The 17,507-nt window shown below is 68.1% G+C and carries 16 protein-coding genes; 6 read left to right on the top strand and 10 right to left on the bottom strand.

From position 1 onward, the window contains the following. The first annotated feature begins 27 nt into the window (after positions 1-27). Both AC1DEL_RS03210 and AC1DEL_RS03205 read left to right on the top strand, forming a co-directional pair. Positions 28-1,626, top strand: a complete 1,599-nt coding sequence (locus tag AC1DEL_RS03210) for a phospholipase D family protein (protein WP_477125205.1) — start codon at positions 28-30, stop codon at positions 1,624-1,626. A 62-nt stretch (positions 1,627-1,688) separates the two neighbouring features. Next, positions 1,689-2,024, top strand: a complete 336-nt coding sequence (locus tag AC1DEL_RS03205; protein WP_477125204.1) for a helix-turn-helix transcriptional regulator — start codon at positions 1,689-1,691, stop codon at positions 2,022-2,024. A 149-nt stretch (positions 2,025-2,173) separates the two neighbouring features. Here AC1DEL_RS03205 and AC1DEL_RS03200 read toward each other — a convergent pair whose 3' ends face one another. From AC1DEL_RS03200 to AC1DEL_RS03160, 9 genes are all read right to left on the bottom strand, one after another. Further along, a complete protein-coding gene (locus tag AC1DEL_RS03200; protein WP_477125203.1) occupies positions 2,174-3,241 on the bottom strand; it encodes a 2-aminoethylphosphonate aminotransferase in 1,068 nt (355 codons plus the stop codon). Continuing rightward, the gene (gene aepY / locus AC1DEL_RS03195) at positions 3,228-4,433 is read right to left on the bottom strand and encodes a phosphonopyruvate decarboxylase (RefSeq protein ID WP_477125202.1); all 1,206 of its coding nucleotides are present in this window, start codon (positions 4,431-4,433) and stop codon (positions 3,228-3,230) included. Before aepY ends, AC1DEL_RS03200 begins: the two co-directional genes overlap by 14 nt. After that, positions 4,430-6,139 carry a phosphoenolpyruvate mutase gene (gene aepX, locus AC1DEL_RS03190; protein ID WP_454757048.1) on the bottom strand — a complete coding sequence of 570 codons (1,710 nt, stop codon included), beginning with the start codon at positions 6,137-6,139 and terminating at the stop codon, positions 4,430-4,432. Before aepX ends, aepY begins: the two co-directional genes overlap by 4 nt. Then, complete coding sequence (locus tag AC1DEL_RS03185) at positions 6,136-6,921, bottom strand: phosphocholine cytidylyltransferase family protein (protein ID WP_477125201.1); 786 nt, start codon at positions 6,919-6,921, stop codon at positions 6,136-6,138. Before AC1DEL_RS03185 ends, aepX begins: the two co-directional genes overlap by 4 nt. Positions 6,922-6,945: 24 nt before the next feature. Then, on the bottom strand, positions 6,946-7,947 hold the full coding sequence (locus AC1DEL_RS03180) for a flippase-like domain-containing protein (protein ID WP_092301090.1): 1,002 nt from the start codon (positions 7,945-7,947) through the stop codon (positions 6,946-6,948). Beyond that, the gene (locus AC1DEL_RS03175) at positions 7,944-8,771 is read right to left on the bottom strand and encodes a HalD/BesD family halogenase (RefSeq protein ID WP_092301095.1); all 828 of its coding nucleotides are present in this window, start codon (positions 8,769-8,771) and stop codon (positions 7,944-7,946) included. The genes AC1DEL_RS03180 and AC1DEL_RS03175 overlap by 4 nt, the downstream gene beginning before the upstream one ends. Before the next feature lie 7 nt (positions 8,772-8,778). Continuing rightward, positions 8,779-9,453, bottom strand: coding sequence for a CDP-alcohol phosphatidyltransferase family protein (locus tag AC1DEL_RS03170; RefSeq protein WP_092301098.1), 675 nt, complete (start codon positions 9,451-9,453; stop codon positions 8,779-8,781). A gap of 205 nt (positions 9,454-9,658) precedes the next feature. Beyond that, positions 9,659-10,921: a cytochrome-c peroxidase gene (locus AC1DEL_RS03165; protein WP_477125200.1), complete on the bottom strand. Its 1,263-nt coding sequence runs from the start codon at positions 10,919-10,921 to the stop codon at positions 9,659-9,661. A gap of 64 nt (positions 10,922-10,985) precedes the next feature. Further along, positions 10,986-12,290 carry an alkaline phosphatase family protein gene (locus AC1DEL_RS03160; RefSeq protein ID WP_477113660.1) on the bottom strand — a complete coding sequence of 435 codons (1,305 nt, stop codon included), beginning with the start codon at positions 12,288-12,290 and terminating at the stop codon, positions 10,986-10,988. A gap of 151 nt (positions 12,291-12,441) precedes the next feature. On the opposite strand from AC1DEL_RS03160, the gene AC1DEL_RS03155 reads away from it, so the two are divergent. From AC1DEL_RS03155 to AC1DEL_RS03145, 3 genes are read left to right on the top strand one after another with little or no spacing between them, the layout of a single operon-like run. Next, on the top strand, positions 12,442-13,065 hold the full coding sequence (locus AC1DEL_RS03155; RefSeq protein ID WP_092301320.1) for a TetR/AcrR family transcriptional regulator: 624 nt from the start codon (positions 12,442-12,444) through the stop codon (positions 13,063-13,065). Between the two features lie 54 nt (positions 13,066-13,119). Beyond that, positions 13,120-13,476: an ArsR/SmtB family transcription factor gene (locus tag AC1DEL_RS03150; RefSeq protein WP_092301107.1), complete on the top strand. Its 357-nt coding sequence runs from the start codon at positions 13,120-13,122 to the stop codon at positions 13,474-13,476. After that, positions 13,460-14,425, top strand: coding sequence for an SRPBCC domain-containing protein (locus AC1DEL_RS03145; protein ID WP_477125199.1), 966 nt, complete (start codon positions 13,460-13,462; stop codon positions 14,423-14,425). Before AC1DEL_RS03150 ends, AC1DEL_RS03145 begins: the two co-directional genes overlap by 17 nt. Before the next feature lie 33 nt (positions 14,426-14,458). Here the strand turns inward: AC1DEL_RS03145 and AC1DEL_RS03140 are convergent, their stop codons facing one another. Next, positions 14,459-16,465, bottom strand: a complete 2,007-nt coding sequence (locus AC1DEL_RS03140; protein ID WP_477125198.1) for an FUSC family protein — start codon at positions 16,463-16,465, stop codon at positions 14,459-14,461. Positions 16,466-16,600: 135 nt separating this feature from the next. Between AC1DEL_RS03140 and AC1DEL_RS03135 the strand changes: the two genes are divergently transcribed. Continuing rightward, the gene (locus tag AC1DEL_RS03135) at positions 16,601-17,491 is read left to right on the top strand and encodes a LysR family transcriptional regulator (RefSeq protein ID WP_441644214.1); all 891 of its coding nucleotides are present in this window, start codon (positions 16,601-16,603) and stop codon (positions 17,489-17,491) included. Positions 17,492-17,507 lie beyond the last annotated feature (16 nt).

The following is a 17,507-nucleotide window of genomic DNA, read 5'->3' as shown; positions in this document are numbered from 1 at the left end:
CGGGTGGAACAATCCAGGAGCGGTCCGATGCGCGTTGCAAACTGGCTGATGGCGGCAGGAGTGATCGTGATGTCGATGCTGGGGGCGGGCTGCGCCAGCCTGCCGCCGCATCCGGCCCAGCCACCGACACAGGCCCTGGCCTTGGCCGATTCCGCCGATTCCGCCGATACCGCACTCGGCCGGGCACTGGCGCCGCGCCTGGCGCAGCATCCCGGCGAATCGGTGTTCTATCCGCTCACCGCCGGCGCCGATGCCTTCGCCGTGCGCCTCGCGCTGGCCCGCACCGCCCAGCGCAGCCTGGACCTCCAGTACTACATCTTCGATGCCGACGACACCGGCCTGACCCTGCTCGCCGAGGTTATGGCTGCCGCCGACCGTGGCGTGCGCGTGCGGCTGCTGCTGGATGACCTCCACACGGATGGCCAGGACCAGGCGCTGGCCGCGCTGGACGCCCATCCCAACGTCGAAGTGCGCCTGTTTAATCCGTTTGCCAACCGGGGCGTGCGGATGTTCGAGTTCGCTACTGATTTCCGCCGCGTGGACCGGCGCATGCACAACAAGTCGATGACGGCGGACAACCAGCTCACCGTGGTGGGCGGCCGCAATATCGGCGATGCCTACTTCGCGGCCAAGAGCGATGTCGATTTCAGCGATCTGGACCTGCTGGCGGCCGGCCCGGTGGTGCCGCAGGTCTCGGCCGTGTTCGACGATTACTGGAATGCCGAGGCCACCTATCCGCTCGCCACCCTGGCGAAGCCCCAGTCGGACGCCGAGACCGTGGCCTTCCAGCAGCGCGTGCGCCAGTACCTGGACGACCGCAAGGTCAAGCTGCGCGCCACGCCGTACGGCAAGACCGTGCTGGAGTCCGGCGTGATCCGCGCCATCCAGCAGGAGGCGCTGCCGGCCTACTGGGGCCGCGCCACGGTCATCGCCGACCGCGCCGCCAAGGTCACGCTGCCGCCCGAGGACGATTCGACCCACGCGATTCCGGCGCTCACCAAGGTGCTGGGCAGCGCGCAGCACGACCTCACGCTGGTCTCCCCGTACTTCGTGCCCGGCGATGCCGGCATGGCGTGGCTGACCGGGCTGCAACAGCGCGGCGTGCAGGTCCACATCCTCACGAATTCGTTCGGCGCCACCGATGTCTCGGCGGTGCACGCCGGCTACGCCCCGCGCCGCGAGGCGCTGCTCCGGGCTGGTGTGTTGCTCTATGAACTCAAGCCCAGCGCCTACGCGGAAATGGCGAAGGAGAAAAAGGGGCACGGCATGGGGGGCAGCAGCCGGGCCAGCCTGCACGCCAAGACCTATATGGTCGACCGGCGCCTGCTGTTCATCGGCTCCCTCAACCTGGACCCGCGCTCGGCGCGGCTCAACACCGAGATGGGCATCGTCGTGGACAGCGCGCCGCTGTGCGACATGCTTGGCAAGCGGCTCGACGATGCCTTGCTCGACGCCGCCTACCAGGTCGTGCTGCTGCCCGACCCCCAGACCGGCAACCTCCAACTGGCCTGGATCACCCGGGAGGACGGCGTGCTGCGCACCTACACCAGCGAGCCGGACATGAGCACCTGGAACCGTATCGGCCAAGGCTTCATGCGCCTGCTGCCGGTGGAGTCGGAGTTGTGATGACAGAGGCACATGTGTGTCTGTGCTTGCTATAACAAGCAGTAACGCCAATAATGCTTGTTATGACACGCCCGATCGCCTCGCCACTGCCCCCTGAAGTCGGATTGCGCCTCGCCGCGCTCGGCTCCCGTATCCGGGACGCCCGGCAGCATCGCAAGCTGCGCCAGGTCGATCTGGCGCAGCGCGCCGGCCTGTCCCGCTCGACCATCGAGGCCATCGAGCGCGGCAGCCCCGACACCGCCATCGGCGCCTTCGCCCGCGCCCTCTGGGTCATGGGCCTCGACCGCGAACTGGACGTCGTGGCCGACGCCGCTCTCGACCAGGAAGGCGCCGCACTCGAATACCAGCCCGGCGAGCGCCGCGTGCGCATTCGAAGGGCACTCGACAATGACTTCTGAGGCAAGGCCGCTGGAAACAGGGTTTGATGGACGAGGGAATCGGCGAGCAGGAAGCCGACGACTGGGCCGTCTGCTTTACCCCGCTGCCGGATTCCCTCTGATCGATTAGCCGACCGACTTGCCGACCGACTAGCCGACCGACTAGCCGACTAACGCTGCGTCAGCGCCTTGAAGCCGTCCACCAGCCGGTCGATGTCGGCCGGGGTGAGCGCGCCCATGGTGGAGATGCGGAACAGTTGCGCGGACAGGCCGCCCTGGCCGGCATAGATCACGAAGCCGCGTGTCTTCAGGCCGTCGTGAAGTTGCTCGTACGTCACGCCTTGCGGCAGCTTGTACGCGCACAGCACCACGGACGACTGGGTGGCGGGCCACAGCGGTTCGATGCCGAGTGCCGCCAGCCCTGCGCGGGCCTGTTCGGCCAGTGCGGCGTAGCGCTGATGCCGTGCCTGCCAACCGCCTTCTTCCTCGTGCTCGCGCAGGGCTTCCACCAGCGCGTAGTACGCGTGCACGGACGGCGTGAACGGCGTGTTGCGCTGGTCCTGGAGCTTGGCCAGCCGGCCGATGTCCAGGTAGTAGGTGCGGCTGGCCGCCTGCGCCAGCGCGCTGCGCCGGGCGATGACGAAGGCCGCGCCGGGCACGCCGTGCAGGCACTTGTTGGCCGTGGCGGACACGGCGTCGATGCTGCCGCCGAAATCGATGGCCTCCGCGCCGAAGCTGCTCACCGCATCCACCAGCAGGCGCACGCCGTGTTCCTGGCACAGCCGGTCCACGGCGGCGATGTCGTTGAGCCGCCCGGTGGTGGTCTCGTGATGGATCACCGCCACGTGCGTGATCGCCTTGTCAGCCTTGAGGGCGGCGGCGATACGGTCGAGGTCGGGCGCGTCCATCCAGTCGTGCTTCACCAGCGTGTGCGCGATGCGGTACTGCGCGGCGATCTGCGCGATGCGCTCGCCATAGACGCCGTTCTGCACGATCAGCAGCTTGCCCTGCTCGGGGACGAGGCCGGCGATCATGCTTTCCAGCGCGGCGGTGCCCGAGCCCGTCATCAGCACGGTGGACCATGCGGCGGCGTCGAGCGCGTAGATCTTCAGCAGCCGCGCGCGGGCTTCGTCCTGAAGGTCGAAGAACTCGCTTTCGCGGTGGCACAGGTCGGTTTGCAGCAGGCTCTGGCGCACACGCTCGGAGAGCGTGACGGGGCCCGGGTTAAGCAGCAGCATGGTCGGTGCCTTGGCTTGTGCCTTGATCGGCGCCGATCTGGCGGCCGAGGCGGGTCTTGACTTCCACCGGCGTCACGGTCGGGCGCGGCAGGCCGTCCGGCGTGCCGGCGCGGGTTTGCAGGCAGACGAAGGTCGGGCCGGCCTTGGCCGTGGCGGCGCCTTGCAGGACCTGGTCGAGCAGGTCGAGGTGATCGCCCTCGGCTGCCGACGCGTAGCCGCATGCAGCCGCCACCGAGGCGAACGACACGTTGTGCGACACCGTCGACTGGCCGCCCGTGGAGTCGTGCGCGTTGTTGTCCAGCAGCACATGCGTGAGGTTGGCCGGGCCGTAGGCGCCCAGCGTGGCGAACACGCCCATGCGCATCAGCGCGGCGCCGTCGCCATCGATGGCCACCACGCGCAGGTCCGGGCGCGCCAGCGCGAGGCCGAGCGCGAACGGCGTGAGGCAGCCCATCGAGCCGACCATATAGAGCTGGTTCGGCCGATCATCGAGCGCATAAAGCTCACGACCGCAAAAGCCGGTGGAGGCCAGCACCACGGTGCCGTCGACCGGCGTATGGGCGATCACGCGGGCCAGTGCGTCGCGGCGGCTCGGCAGTTCGGCGGCCGGCACGTTGCGGCGCGACACCTGCGGCGTGGCCTTGGGCCGTGCCTGCGGCGGCGTCTGGGCCGTCAGCGGATAGGGCGCCACGCTGCCTTTCTGCATGACCAGCGCGTAGGGCCGGCCGGTGGCGTCCATATGGGCCACGGCGCGGTCCAGCGCGGGGCCGACATCGGCTGGCTCGGTCGGGAACAGCTCCCATGGAATTTCCATGGTTTCCAGCATGGCCGGCGTGACCGGGCCCATCAGCGCGTGCTGGGGCTCGTCATGCACGCCGGGCTGGCCGCGCCACGTCACGATCAGCAACTGCGGCAGGCGGAACGTCCACGTCAGCGAGGTCAGCGGGCTGACGGCATTGCCGAGGCCCGAGTTCTGCATCATCGTCACGCCGCGCACGCCGTTTTGCGCGCCTTGCGTCACGCCGGCGATAAAGGCGACGGCATCGCCCTCATTGGCCGCCGAGACGTAATGCAGCGTGTTGTCCTGCACCACGTAGTTGATGAACGGCGTCAGGTACGAGCAGGGCACGCCCGCGTACCACTGGAAGCCACGCTCGCGCGCGGCCTCCACGAACTGGACCGCCTCGATCATCGGGCGGCCTCGCCGTCGGCCTCACCGTCGACATTCCCCAGGGCGTACGGCGTCTGCGTATGGGCGAAGTCGCCGGCACGGCGGAAATCGTCCAGATCGTTCACACCGCGCCAGTGGCCGTGCACGTACTTGACCTCGACCTTCTCGCCGGCTTCGACCAGCGCGTTGAGCAGGTCGGGCAGGTCGAGCTGGTCGAAGTCAGGCCGCTCGCGCAGCTTGGCCAGCAGCGCCTGCAGCTTGGCGCGGCCTTCGCCACGCACGCTGAACAGGCCGATCCAGCGGCCATTGGGCTGGGCTTCGCCGGCGGCGGGCAGGGTGTCCGAGACCTTCTTCAGGGTGATGGTCTGGCCGAACAGGTCGCGGTCGTCGCCGCCCGAGCACCAGGCGAAGTCGCGCACGCTCTGGTTCGACGGTGCGGTCTGCGAGGAATCCACCACCACGCTGAACGGGGCGTCGGATTCGAGCAGATCGCGCAGGATGTAGCTGCGGAACAGCAGGTCGCCGTAGGCGATCACGGTGTCGGTCTGCATGGCATCGGCCGCGCAGGCCAGCGAGGCCAGTTCGCCGGTCTGGGCGTGGCGCTCGTTGACCGCCAGCTTGATGCCGGCCGTGTCGATGGCCTGCGCCTGGTAGCCGCCCACCACGGTGATGTCGTTGATGCCTTGCTTCTTGAAGCCATCGACCAGCCAGCGCAGCAGCGGCTTGCCGGCCACCGGCAGCATGATCTTGGGCTTGTCTTCGGTCAGCGCCTCCAGGCCCTTGCCACGGCCAGCCGCCAGCACCACGGCGGCGCCCGGCACCTGCGCGCCGGACAGGTAGATCTTCTCGGCGGCCGAGTACTCGTCGGCGTCCTGCAGGCGGAAGATCTCGTTGACGGAGGCGATGCGGTCTTCCACGTTCACCAGCGTTTCGCTGTCGTGGATTTCGCGGGCCACGGCCTGCATTGACGAGGCCGCCACGCGCACCAGGTGGTTGGCCCAGATCACGAGGCTGATGCCCGCCTTGCGGAAGGCCTCGGTCGGCGTGCTGTAGTACTTCGTCGGCACGATGACCAGCGGACCCCGGCCCGCCCATTCGCGCGCGAAGGTCAGGATCTCGTCCGGCTTGGACAGCTTGCTGTGGATCAGGATGGCGTCGGCGCCGGCCTGACGGTAGGCCTCGGCGCGGCGCAGGGCTTCTTCCATGCCCCAGCCGGCGATCAGGGCTTCCACGCGGGCGACGATCGAGAAATTGTCGTCGGTCTGCGAGTCCTTGCCGGCCTTGATCTTGCCGCAGAATTCGTCGATTTCCGCCAGCGGCTGGCGCTCGCCGTCGATGAAGCTGTTGGTCTTCGGGAACTGCTTGTCCTCGATGCAGACGCCGGCAATGCCGCGCTGCTCGAGCTTGCGCACCAGACGGCGCACATTGTTGAAGTTGCCGTAGCCGGTGTCGCCGTCGAGCAGGATCGGCAGGTCGCTGGCATCGGCCATGAACTCGAGGTTGTCCACCACCTGAGTCCAGCTGGCCTCGTTGTTGTCACGCACGCCGAACTGGGCCGAAATGGCCAGCCCGGAGGCCCAGATGCCCTTGAAGCCGGCCTCGCGCACGATGCGCGCGGACAGCCCGTTGTGGGCTTCCATGATGAATTCGAGCTGGTTGGACACCAGCATCTGGCGCAGACGGGCGGCGCGGGAGGTGGCGAGCAGGTTCGGGTCGATGGCGTTCATTGTGCGAATCCCACGATGGGCAGAAGTTGGGGCAGGACTTCATTGGCGGCGCGTTCGACGTCGCCGGGGAAATCGATCTCGATCCACGGCGCGCCGGTTACGTCGGCCGTGTCGAACTGGTGGCTACGCTGGGCCAGCGACTCGAGCAGCAGGTCGCGGACGGCTTCCTCGTGCGGCATGTTGGCGCGGCCCGAATCGACGTAACCCTTGACGATCTCGGCCAGCCGGCGTGCCGTGTGTTCGTGGAATCGGAAAAATCCTACGGATTCGCCGATGGTGTCGTACTGGAGGTCGGCCATCAGCTGCTTGCGCAGCTCTACCGGCACGCCGTCGCGCAGGCAGAGCTTGACGGGCTCGTCGCCGGCCTCGAAATCGCGGTCGATCAGCAGGCGGTTGACGGTCTCACCGGCCACCAGTGCGTTGAGAATGCGCTCATCGTAGAGCACGTCGGCGTCCATCAGCAGGACGTCGCCGCCGCGCGTGAGGGCGTCCGCCACAGTGTGCACGGTCAGCACGCTGCCGAGGTCGAAGCGCGGGTTCAGCACGATTTCCACGGGCGGGTGACCGGCCGGGCGCTCGATCTGGGCCAGTTCGGCCTGCACTTGAGTGGGCTCGAAGCCCAGCGCCAGCACAACTTCCGTGACGCCGGCCGCGTCGAGCATGCGCAGGTGGCGCTCGAGCAGGGTGATACCGTCAAAGCGCAGCAGGCACTTCGGAAACTGCTTGCCCGGCTGTTGCTGAAGCCGCAGGCCCAGGCCCGCGGCGAGAATGATTGCTCGCATTATTGTCTTTTCACCTTGCTTGAATTATTCGGAGCCCTGCCACGCGGCCTGCCGGGTGCGCCGGCGCTGGTATCGACGCTCGCTGTGATGCAGGTAGAGCAGCCCCGGAATGCCGAGCACGAGTTCGCGCACGCGCTTGGCCAGCGACATCGCCAGCGCGGCATCGGGCGGCAGGCCCACCAGCGGCGCCAGCAGCAGATAGCCGCCTTCCTGCGCGCCGAGCGAGCCGGGAATGGCGAACGCCGCGCCACGAATCGCCTGACCCACGCTCTCCAGCAGCAACGCCTCGTGCCAGCTCACCGGATGGCCCAGGAAGTAAAGAATCAGCCAGACCTCGCCGGTGCCAACGATCCAGCCGGCCAGATTCAGCATGAAGCTGGCGGCTACCTTGCGGCGGTCGCGGTAGAGGGCGCGGATGGCCTCGTCCACGGCATCGGCGCGCAACGCCAGATCATCCCAGTTGCGCTTGCCGAACACGCGCGCGGCCACGCGCATCACCCGGCCGAACATGCCGCGCCGCTGGAGGATGCAGAAGGCCAGCACGCACAGGGCGAGGACCACCGTCACGGCGATGATCGGCGTGCGCTGGTCGGAGAGGTTGCCCTGTGCGCCGAACAGGAGGATGCCGAGCAGTGCGAACAGCATCTGCGAGAGCGCCTGCGTGGTCGTGCTGACGGTGATGGCCGCGGCGGCGTCGCGCATGCGGGCGCCATGATGGGCGAGGTAGCGCACCATCAGCACCGGGCCGCCGATCTGGCCAGCCGGCAGCAGGCTGTTGACCGACTCGCCGGCCCAGCGCGCACGCAGCGCGGTGCAGAACGAGCCATGGTGCGCGGTGCGGTCCACCAGCACGGCGATGGCGGCGGCGTCCAGCGCCAGCGGTACCACGTGGAACGCGGCGACCACGGCCAGGCCCCAGCCGGCCGACATCAGCGTGGTCGTGACCGCGCCAAAGCCTTGCCATGCCAACAGCGCGACAAACAGCGCCGCGCCAATCGTCAGCAGAATAAATGCGGCACGCGTCACTTGCCAGACTTCCCGCCTGATAGCAGGCGCTTGAAGACCTGCCGGAAGCCGAAATAGGCCACCGCGTCTTTCATATTGGAGATAAAGCGCAGCCACGGCCGCATGCCCGGATCGGTCACGTATTCGAAGGTCAGCGACACGCGGATCTCGTTCGGGCCGGCCGGGGTGATGCGGTGGCGCAGCTTGTCGCCATCGAACAGCACGATGCCGCCCGGCGGAATCTGCACCGCGCCCGGTTCGTCGGGCACCTCGGGGTTGCGGGTGTGGAGTTCGTATTCGAGCCGGCACGAGGACTCGTCCAGCACGCCGATCAGCAGCGTGTAGCGCCGGCCGTCGTAATAGGAGGTGTCGTAGTGCCAGCCGATATGGTCGCCCGGGCGCGTGTAGTAATAGAGCGCGTAGGCGTGCGGGTCGGTGGGCGGGCAGACCTGGAGCTTGTCTCCGGTGACCTGTTCGAGCCAATGAATCAGCGCGGGCGATCGATAGAGTTCGGCAATGAAGGGCGCCTGCTCGTCGATGGTGTGCCGGCTGACGCTGCCACCCTGCTTGTGGCCGGGCAGGTAGTTGCGGTTCAGCCCCGGCTGGAGCGCGCGGGCCAGCGCCTCCAGCTCGGCGCACTGCTCGGGCGGCAGGAATGTGTCGAGGTAGAGGAACGCGCCCTGGCGGTCGAAGTCGGCGCGCAGCGCGGGCGTGTCCAGCCCGGCCGCCGCGCGTGCCACGGCGGCATCCGGGTGGCCGGCATGACGCGGAGGCGGCGCGGGAGCGTCGATGACTGGATCGAGCGGGGAATCGAGCGCGATGTCGCGGGTAGCCTGTTCCGTCATGGCTGCCTCAATGTTTCGTTGGGGTGCCGACCGCCTGGGGGCGCCGCATGACGCGCCAGTAGTCGATGATCACAAGCAGGGCAAACAGCGGCGCGCCAACCGAGGCCAGCGCCAGGAACGGTCCGATGCTGCTGGTCAGCGTGACCAGCGGCAACAGGTACAGCACGTCCTCGGTCTCGAACCCGGCGGCGGAAGCCTGCTTGGTGCCACTCTTGCCAACCCGCGATTCTATACGCATGCGCAGGAAGAAGATCAGGGCCACCGCCAGCCCGGCCACGGTGCCGCGGCCCACGGGGCCGATCGCCTCGGTGGTCGCGGGCGCGGTCGCGCCAATCGCCATGCCCATGCTGACGAACAACAACACGGTAATCAGGGCGTCGCTGGCCAGATCGTAGAAATGCCCGATCTTGCTGCCTTTGCCGCTGATTCGCGCCAGTTCGCCATCGGTGTGATCGATGAAGTTGGACAGCACGACCAGCAGGGCGCCGTAATTGGTCCACGCGTAGCCCCCCTGCGCCAGGCAGGCAACGCCGGCCAGCCCGATGAGCAGGCGCAGCGTGGTCAGGTGGTTCGGGGTGACTCGGGTATTCCGGAGGGGCCGCACAAGGCGGCGGGCAAGGCGGGCATCCCAGGTGGGCGGCATGGGCGGCTCATCCGGGAAATTCGGGGATTTCTGGTTCATCCGTCAACAATCTGGAACGCGTCCCGGCGCGGAGGGGCCGGGCGATGCGCAACACTACGCCGGTGGCGCGGGAATGACAAGCGCACCAGAATACGCCTTTTTGCGGGACGGCGCACTGAGGACGGGCCCGGCGGGCGCTGGGGGCGGCACCTGCAATGTGGCGCTGGCGCCGCCCCGGGGCGGACGATGGCGGGCGAAAAGCGGGCTAGGGCCGGAAGCCGTCGTCGAGGGTGCGCAGGAACGCCACCACGTCGCGGATCTCTCGGTCGTCCAGCGCCGGGCGGGCACCGGGCTTGCGGTCCATCGGCGGGTCGAAGTCGTCGATATTCTGGCGCAGCGCGGGCGGCAGGTCGTCGTAGGCCACGGTGCGGCCACGCGCATCGCGCCCATACCATTTGGCCGGTTTCAGGTCGCGCTCGACGTAGAAGCGCACCACGTCCTCCAGATTGTGGAAGCGTCCGTTGTGGAACCACGCGCCGCGCTGCGCCGTGTTGCGCAGCGTGGGGGTCTTGAACATGCCGCAGTACCCCTGCTGGGCGGCCTGGTCGGTGCGCTTCGGGCCGCACAGGCCGAGGTCGTAATACTGCGGATTGGCGTTGGCGGCGATCTCCGGGTTGCGCGGCACGCCGAGCGCGGCGAACTGGTAGTCGGTCAGCAGCGGATGGGAGCCGTCGGCGCCCTTGTCGATGCGATGGCACGACGCGCAGTTGCCTTTCGCCGGGTCCGAGAACAGCCGCAAACCGCGTGTCTCGGCGGCGCTGAGGGTGGTTTCGCCATCGAGGAAGGCGTCGAATTTGCTGTTGTAGCGATGGAAGCTGGGGTCGTCGAGCTGGAAGCGCTCGAGGGCCTGGGTGGCGGCATCGAAGGCGCGCTGGGGATCGTCGAACACATTGGCGCCGAAGGCGGCGCGGAAGGCGTCGCCATAGGCAGCACGTCGTAGTTTGGCTACGACGGCTTCGCGGTCCGGGTTCGCCATCTCGTCCGGATCCAGCAGCGGGCCGCCGGCCTGCTCGCGCAGGCTGTTGAAGCGGCCATCCCACATCAGGCCGCCCGTGGGCGGGCTATCGGTCTCGGTCAGGCGCTCGCTGAGGCTGGCCACCTGCACCTTGTGCCAGATCGGCGTGCGATTGAGGGTGTACGCCAGAGAGGGCGTGGCGCGCTTGCCCTGGCGGGTGAGGTCCGGGCCGCCAAGCTGCACGGCCAGCGCATTGGGCGGGCCGTAGCCGTGGGCGGGATCGTGGCAACTCGCGCACGATTGCCGGCCCGAGGCAGACAGCGTGGGGTCGAAGAAAATCGCCTTGCCGAGGCTGGCCAGCGTGGCGGCGTCGGGCTTGGCGGGGGCGGGGGCTGACGCGGCGGCGGCCGGGGTGGCAACATCACGCGGCTGGCAGGCAGCCAGCAGGCTCACACACATAGCCAGCCACAGCAGGGCGCCCAGGCGGCGCGGCAATCCGGTATCGAGGGTCATGGCAACGGCAAGCCGCCGGGCGCTTGCGCAACCCGGCGGCAGTCAGTGGTCGATCAGATGACGATCAAAGGTTGGTGAAGATATCGGTGCCGAAGCTCACCAGCCCGTCCTGCGCCGCGTACCCAAGGTAGCCGCCCACCTGGAAGATGTCTTCCAGGCTCTTGAGCATCGAGTAATGGTTGTACGGCGTGGTGGACACCGTGCCCGGCTTGATGAACGGCGAGAGCAGCACGGCGCCGGTGCGGTCGCCGCCATGGCTCTGGGTGACCAGGTTGATGTCGTACGGATAGTGCGACACCGAGGCCGGGAAGCTCTGCGTGATCGGGAACGTGACGTTCGGGCCGGGTTGCTGGTTGCAGCAGGTCTGGCCGGAGAAGATCATGTTCAGCGTCGGCGGCGTGGTGGTAGTGTCGATGGCCTGCGACGAGTACGAGCTTTCATCGAAATTGATGATGATCAGGCCGTCCTGCTGGTAGGCCGGCGAAGCCATGATGATCGGCACCCACTTTTGCAGGAAGGCATCGGCCGAGACCAGCCCGCCCGGCGCGCCGTCCACGCACGGCGAATCGTGGCCGTCGTTGCAGAGGTTGGGCGTGATGAACGTGAAGTTCGGCGTGGTGGCCACGGTCTTCAGGTCGTCGGTCAGCTTGTTCAGGTTGACCACGTTGGTCGCGCAGTCCGGCGAGTCGGTGATCGAGTGGAAGTAGGCGAACGGGTTGTGGCGCGTGGCGTACTGGTCCGCCGGCACGCCGCCGGCCGTGGCGGCCTGGGGCGACTGGGTGGCGTCCGTGGCGTTCAGCGCCGGGTGGCCGCACGTGGCGGATTCGCGGGCCGGGTCGTTGCCCATGTCCTCCATATAGCCCTTCCAGGCCAGGTTCACGGCCTTGAGCTGGTCAGGCAGCGTCTTGATCGAGGCCGGATAGACGCAGCCCGTGCCGATGGCCTGGCCGTGGTCGGCCATGCCGGTCAGCGCGAAGTCCTTGTAGACCATGCAGTCCATCTGGGTGTCGGCGGTGACCGACTGGCCGCTGATCATGGCGATGTAGTTGCCCAGGCTGACGTGGCTGGTGCCGAAGTACTGCTGGAGGTGCGCGCCCTGGGCAACCAGGGTCTTGGAGAGGTAGGGCGCCTTGGAGTCCGCCGCGAAGGTGGTGGCGTAGTTCTGGTTCTCGAGCGTGATCACGAACACGTGGCGCACCGACTGGATGGTCTTCGGCACGACTGGGGCCGGGACTTCGGCGGCAGGCGGCGTGGTGGTGGTGCTCTTGTTGTCGTCGGAACCGCAGGCGGAGATAGCCAACGCGGCCAGCGCGGCGCAGGCGGCGGCGGGCAAGGCGGCCAGCCAGCCGGCTCGGGGGAGCTTGAACATTCGGAATTTCCTTGTTGTCGTGGGTGCGCGCGCGGCCGGACCATGGGCTCTCTTGCCGCGCGCGGGCCAGATATAAACAAACTTGTATGTTTGTTTTGTGACAGTTGAGGAATCAATGGCGACGCAGGGCGATGTGGCTACAATCGCGGCCATGCCGACCCAAGCCGAGCGCAGCGCGTCCACCAGACAGGCGCTGATCGATGCCGCCACCCAGTTGTTGATCGAACAGGGCTATGCCGCCTTTGGGGAGGCGCGCGTCTGCGAAATGGCTGGCATCAGCCGCGGCTCGCTGCGGCATCAGTTCCCGGAAGGGCGCTACACGCTGCTGCCGGCGATGGTCGAGCAGCTGATCGATACCGAGGCCGCGCGCCTGGCCGCGCTCGGGCCGATGCCATCCCGCGTGCGCCTGCACCTGATGCTCCATGCGCTGGTGAACCGCCGCCAGCGCCACACCTCGCTGGCCATCCTAGAAGTCTGGATGGCCGCGCGTGGCGATACCCGGCTGGCCGAGGCCATCGGCCCGCTGCTGGCCACCGTGCCGGCGCGGCTGTTCGGGCAGGGCCCGAACGACCCGTCGCAGCCAGAGTTGCTCGCGCTCCGGCTGTTCCTCCACGGCGCGACCCTCCACAGCTTTTCCGCCGACTACGACGCCGACAAGGTCGCCGATGCCGTGCAGTGGCTGATCGGCCAGCTCACGCCGCCCCCCGAACTTCCCGCCGTGCTGGCGCGCATCGCCGCGCTACAGGCGCAGCAAGCTTCTCGCCAACCCGCCTGAAGATTTATTGCTTAAGTCCTTGCTTAACTATTTGCCGTCGCTATACTAAAGCACATGCTTAACCAATCCGATCCTCTCGATATGACGTTCCAGGCGCTGGCCGACACCACGCGCCGGACCCTGCTGGTGCAACTGTCACGCGGCCCCGCGTCCGTGACCGACCTTGCCCGGCCGCTGGCGATGTCCTTGCCGGCCGTCATGCAACACCTGGCCGTGCTGGAACAGGCCGGGCTGGTGCAGTCGCAGAAGGTCGGGCGGGTACGCACGTGCCGGATGGCGCCGAACGCGCTGAGTCAGGCCGAGCAGTGGATCAGCGCCCGGCGGGCCGAGTGGGAAGGCCACTTCGACCGCCTGGGCGAATACCTGGAAACCATGAAAAAGGAGGCAACCCCCGATGGCGACGGCAACTGAAGATACGGCAACCCAATTGGCGCAACCGCGCCCACTGACGGTCTCGCGCGCGTTCAACGCACCCAAGGAACTCGTGTTCCAGGCGTGGACGTCCGCCGAGCACGTCAAGCACTGGTTCTGCCCGCAAGGGTTCACGATCCCCGAGGCCGAGGTCGAGCCCCGCGTGGGCGGCAAGTTCGACTACTGCATGCGCGCGCCGGATGGGCAGTCGCACTGGGTGCGCGGCCATTTTGTCGAAATCCTGCCGAACGCGCGGCTGGTGATCGACATGACCGTGGTCGACGGCGACGGCGCCGCACTGTTCAACGCCCTGACCACGGTGTCGTTCGAGAACGTCTGCGGCGGCACGCAGCTCGATGTCGAGCAGCGCTACACGCTGCTGGACCCGGTCGCCGGCAATTTCACGCGCGGCGCCGCGCAGGGCTGGGCCGAGACGCTGGACCGCCTGGAGGTGGAAGTGGCCCGTATGGCCGATGCGCCGCCCGCCGAGCGCTCGGTGGTGCACGGCATCTTCCGCATCGAGCGCACCTTCAAGGCCACGCCGGCGCAGGTCTTCCGCGCGCTGACCGACCCCAAGGCCAAGGCGCAATGGTTCCGGGGTGGCGATGGCTATCAGGAACTGGCGCGGACCATGGATGCCCGCCCCGGTGGCCGCGAGCACCTGAAGGGCAGCTGGGCCAACGGGCTGGTCTCGACCTTCGATGCCATTTATTACGATGTGGTGCCCGGCGAGCGTCTGGTCTACGCCTACGAGATGCATATGGGCGAGCGCAAGATTTCCGTCTCGCTGGCCACCTTCGAGATGAAGCCGGTCGACGATGGCACGCGGCTCGTCATGACGGAGCAGGGCGCTTTTCTCGATGGCTATGACGATGCGGGTTCGCGGGAGCATGGCTCAGGGCTGCTGCTCGACGCGCTGGCGCAGTATCTGGCGGGGGCGGTTGTGTGAAGGGGTTTTCTCTCGCACGCTTTCTCGATGCGATCACGCATCTTGAGCCGCCTGCCCTCTCCCCCGCCCCGCTCCCGGAGGGAGAGGGGAGCACCCCCTCGGCCCGTCAACGGACGGCGGTTTGCTCCCCTCGCCCGCTTGCGGGAGAGGAGCCGGGGGAGAGGGATTGCGCGGAATGCGCGATATCACCTCGTCCTCACCGTGGACAAGCGTCACGCGTAACACCACCAGCGCGCTGATTACGGCAGCGTTGTCACGTACATCCGCAACCGCGCCGAGGGCTTCCCTGATCCGAGCCGATAACTGCGCCGGCGCTGGCACCGCCTCGCCCGTCCGCAGCCGTCCGCGATAGTGCCGCGCCACCCCGCTCAACACGCGCCGCACGGGTTTGCGCGCGGCGGGCGGCAAGGTCGGCAGCGCCTGCTGCAGCGTCAGCGTGCAATAGCCCACCTGCAATTCCGTAAAGCCGTCCGAGGCCAGCCGGTCCGCGCTGGCACCGAGGCGCGGCATCAGTTGCCCGAAGCGGTCCAGCATGCGCGCGCCCACCGGCGCGGGGTCGCCGCGCCACGTGGCGGCCTGCGCCAGATCCTGCCAGCTCGCGCGGATCAGCCGGTGCGCGGCCACATGCGCCCCGAACGGCCGCGCGAGCGTCGCCCAGAGCGGCGCGAACAGCATCGCCGCCGCGTTCGCCAGACTCGTGTTGAAGGCGCCGAGCAGGTTGGCATCGTAAATACTCTGGATATTGGCGAACGAGGCCGTGTTGACCGACAGCAGCATCGCAATCAACTGGAAGCCGGGCCGCGCGATCAGCAGGCCGATGCCGAGGTAGGGCAGGGCGAGCATGCCGACCAGCGCCTCGAAGGTCTGCGCGTGCGGCACGACCAGAAACAGGTAGTACGACGCCACGCCCAGGCACGCCAGGCTCCAACGCGCGAACACCGGCGTCACGCGGCGCGGTTCGTCGAGGGTGGCGAAGAAGCAGCACGCGATGGCCGCCACCGCCACCGGTCCGCCCCCATCCTCCCATCCGGAAAACATCCAGATCAGCCCCGCGCAGAACACGGCCAGACCCGTGGAGGCCGCGCCGAACAGCAGCATGCCGTGATCGTGATAGCGGCTTGCCGTGGGGCTTTCTGACGGGGCGATGCGCGCCGAGGCTGGCGGGACGGCTTGCGTGGGACGGTCGCCGATGCCGTGCTGGAGGGCGTCGCAGGTGGCTAGCAAGTCGTCCATCCGGCCGCGCAGGAAATCGGCCGTGTCTTGCAGGGCGCGGTTGGCGTGCGGCGCGCGCGGTTTGGCCCGTAGCACGCTGTCCAGCGCGGAGAGCGTGGGCATCAGCCGCGACATGGTCTCGCGCAGCGCCCGCGCGTGGTGCAGCGTGTGCCGGCTCTCGGTATCGAACGACAGGTGCGCGATCATCTGGTCCAGCGCGAGCATGTCCGCCGCCAGCCGGTGGCGGCTGGCGCTGGCGTGCGGGTCGGCAGCGAGGATGTCGGCCGCCCAGGCCCGGGCATCGCGAATCCACTCCCCGGCGCGCTCGCGCAGCGCCGGCGCCACCTTGGCCGGCAGCACGATCGCCCCGACCAGCCCCGCGCAGACGATGCCGATGACAATCTCCTCGATGCGCGCCACCGCCACATCGAAAATCTCCCCCGGATGGCTCACGGCCGGCAGCGCCACGATGGGCAGCGTGTAGGCGGCCAGCAGGAACACATAGCTGCGCGGGCCGCGCTCCAGCAGCGAGAGGTAGACCAGCCCCGTGATCCACAGCGCAATGGCGCCCGTCAGCACAATCGGCATATTGACCAGCGCCGGCACCGTGACCACGGCGGCGGTGGCGCCCAGCACCGTGCCGGCCACGCGATAGGCGGCCTTGGAGCGCGTGGCGCCCGTGAGCGGATGCGAGACGAAGTAGACCGTGGCCATGGCCCAGTAGGGGCGCGGCAGGCCGAAGGACAGGGCGATATAGAGCGCCAGCATCGCGGCCGCGAATGCCTTCAGCGAGAACAGCCACTGTCGGGCATGCGGCCAGCCAGCCATGATGGGAATCGTCCGGGGGCGGAAGTGTGTGGGAGCGTTGCGGGGCAGTGTAGCGAACTGGCGATCATTCCCTGCATGATTTAAAATTCGTCGATCCAGTCGGAATTTTCATATCAATCGATCCCGGGGAATGCCATGCCCATCGACATCCGCGCGCTGCGCTACTTCGTGGAAACCGCGCGGCTCAAGAGCTTCACGCAGGCGGCGGCGTCGCTGTACGTCACCCAGTCCACCATCAGCAAGATGGTGCGTCAGCTGGAGGACGAGGTGGGCCAGCCGCTGTTGATCCGCGAAGGCAAGTCCGTGCGACTGACCGATGTGGGCCGGGTGGTCTACGACCGGGGGCAGGAGGCGCTTGGCGTGGTGCATCGGCTGACGCTGGAAGTGGCGGATCTGTCGTCACTCGGGCGCGGGCAGCTGACCGTGGGCCTGCCGCCGATGGTCAACCTGTTCTTCTCGCCTGCGGTCAGCGCGTTCCGTCAGCGGTATCCGAATCTCGAACTGACCTTGTCCGAGCATGGCGGGCAGGTGGTCGAGCAACAAGTGGCGAATGGCGAACTTGAAGTGGGCGCCACGGTGCTGCCCGGCGACAGCGGGCTGGATCTCGCCACGCGCGAGTTCGCGCGGTATCCGATCTGGGTGGTCGGCCCGCGCGGCGCGCCCTGGGCGGGTGGCCGGACGGTGAAGCTCGACGCGCTGCGCGAGACGCCGCTGGTGCTGCTGACCGACGAGTTCTCGCTGACCCGCAAGCTGCGCCAGGCGTTTGCCACGGCCCGCATGGCGCCGCGCGTGGTGGCGCAGAGCGGCCATTGGGACTTCCTGGTGTCGATGGCCGCCGCCGGCCTCGGCACCACCTTTCTGCCCGAACCGCTGCTGGCGCGGCTGGATGCCGCCGACACCCTCGCCATGGCCCGGCTGACCGAGCCGACCATGGACTGGGCGATGGCCCACGTCTGGCCGCCGGGCCGCTACCTGTCTCACGCGGCGCGCGCGTGGCTGGCGGTCTGCGAAGAGGTCATCGGGTAATCGGGTAAACGAAAAA

The organism is Cupriavidus sp. 10L43_2 (genome assembly GCF_056395265.1).
Note: the sequence above shows the minus strand (reverse complement) of the source record. Positions and strands in the feature narration are given on the sequence as shown.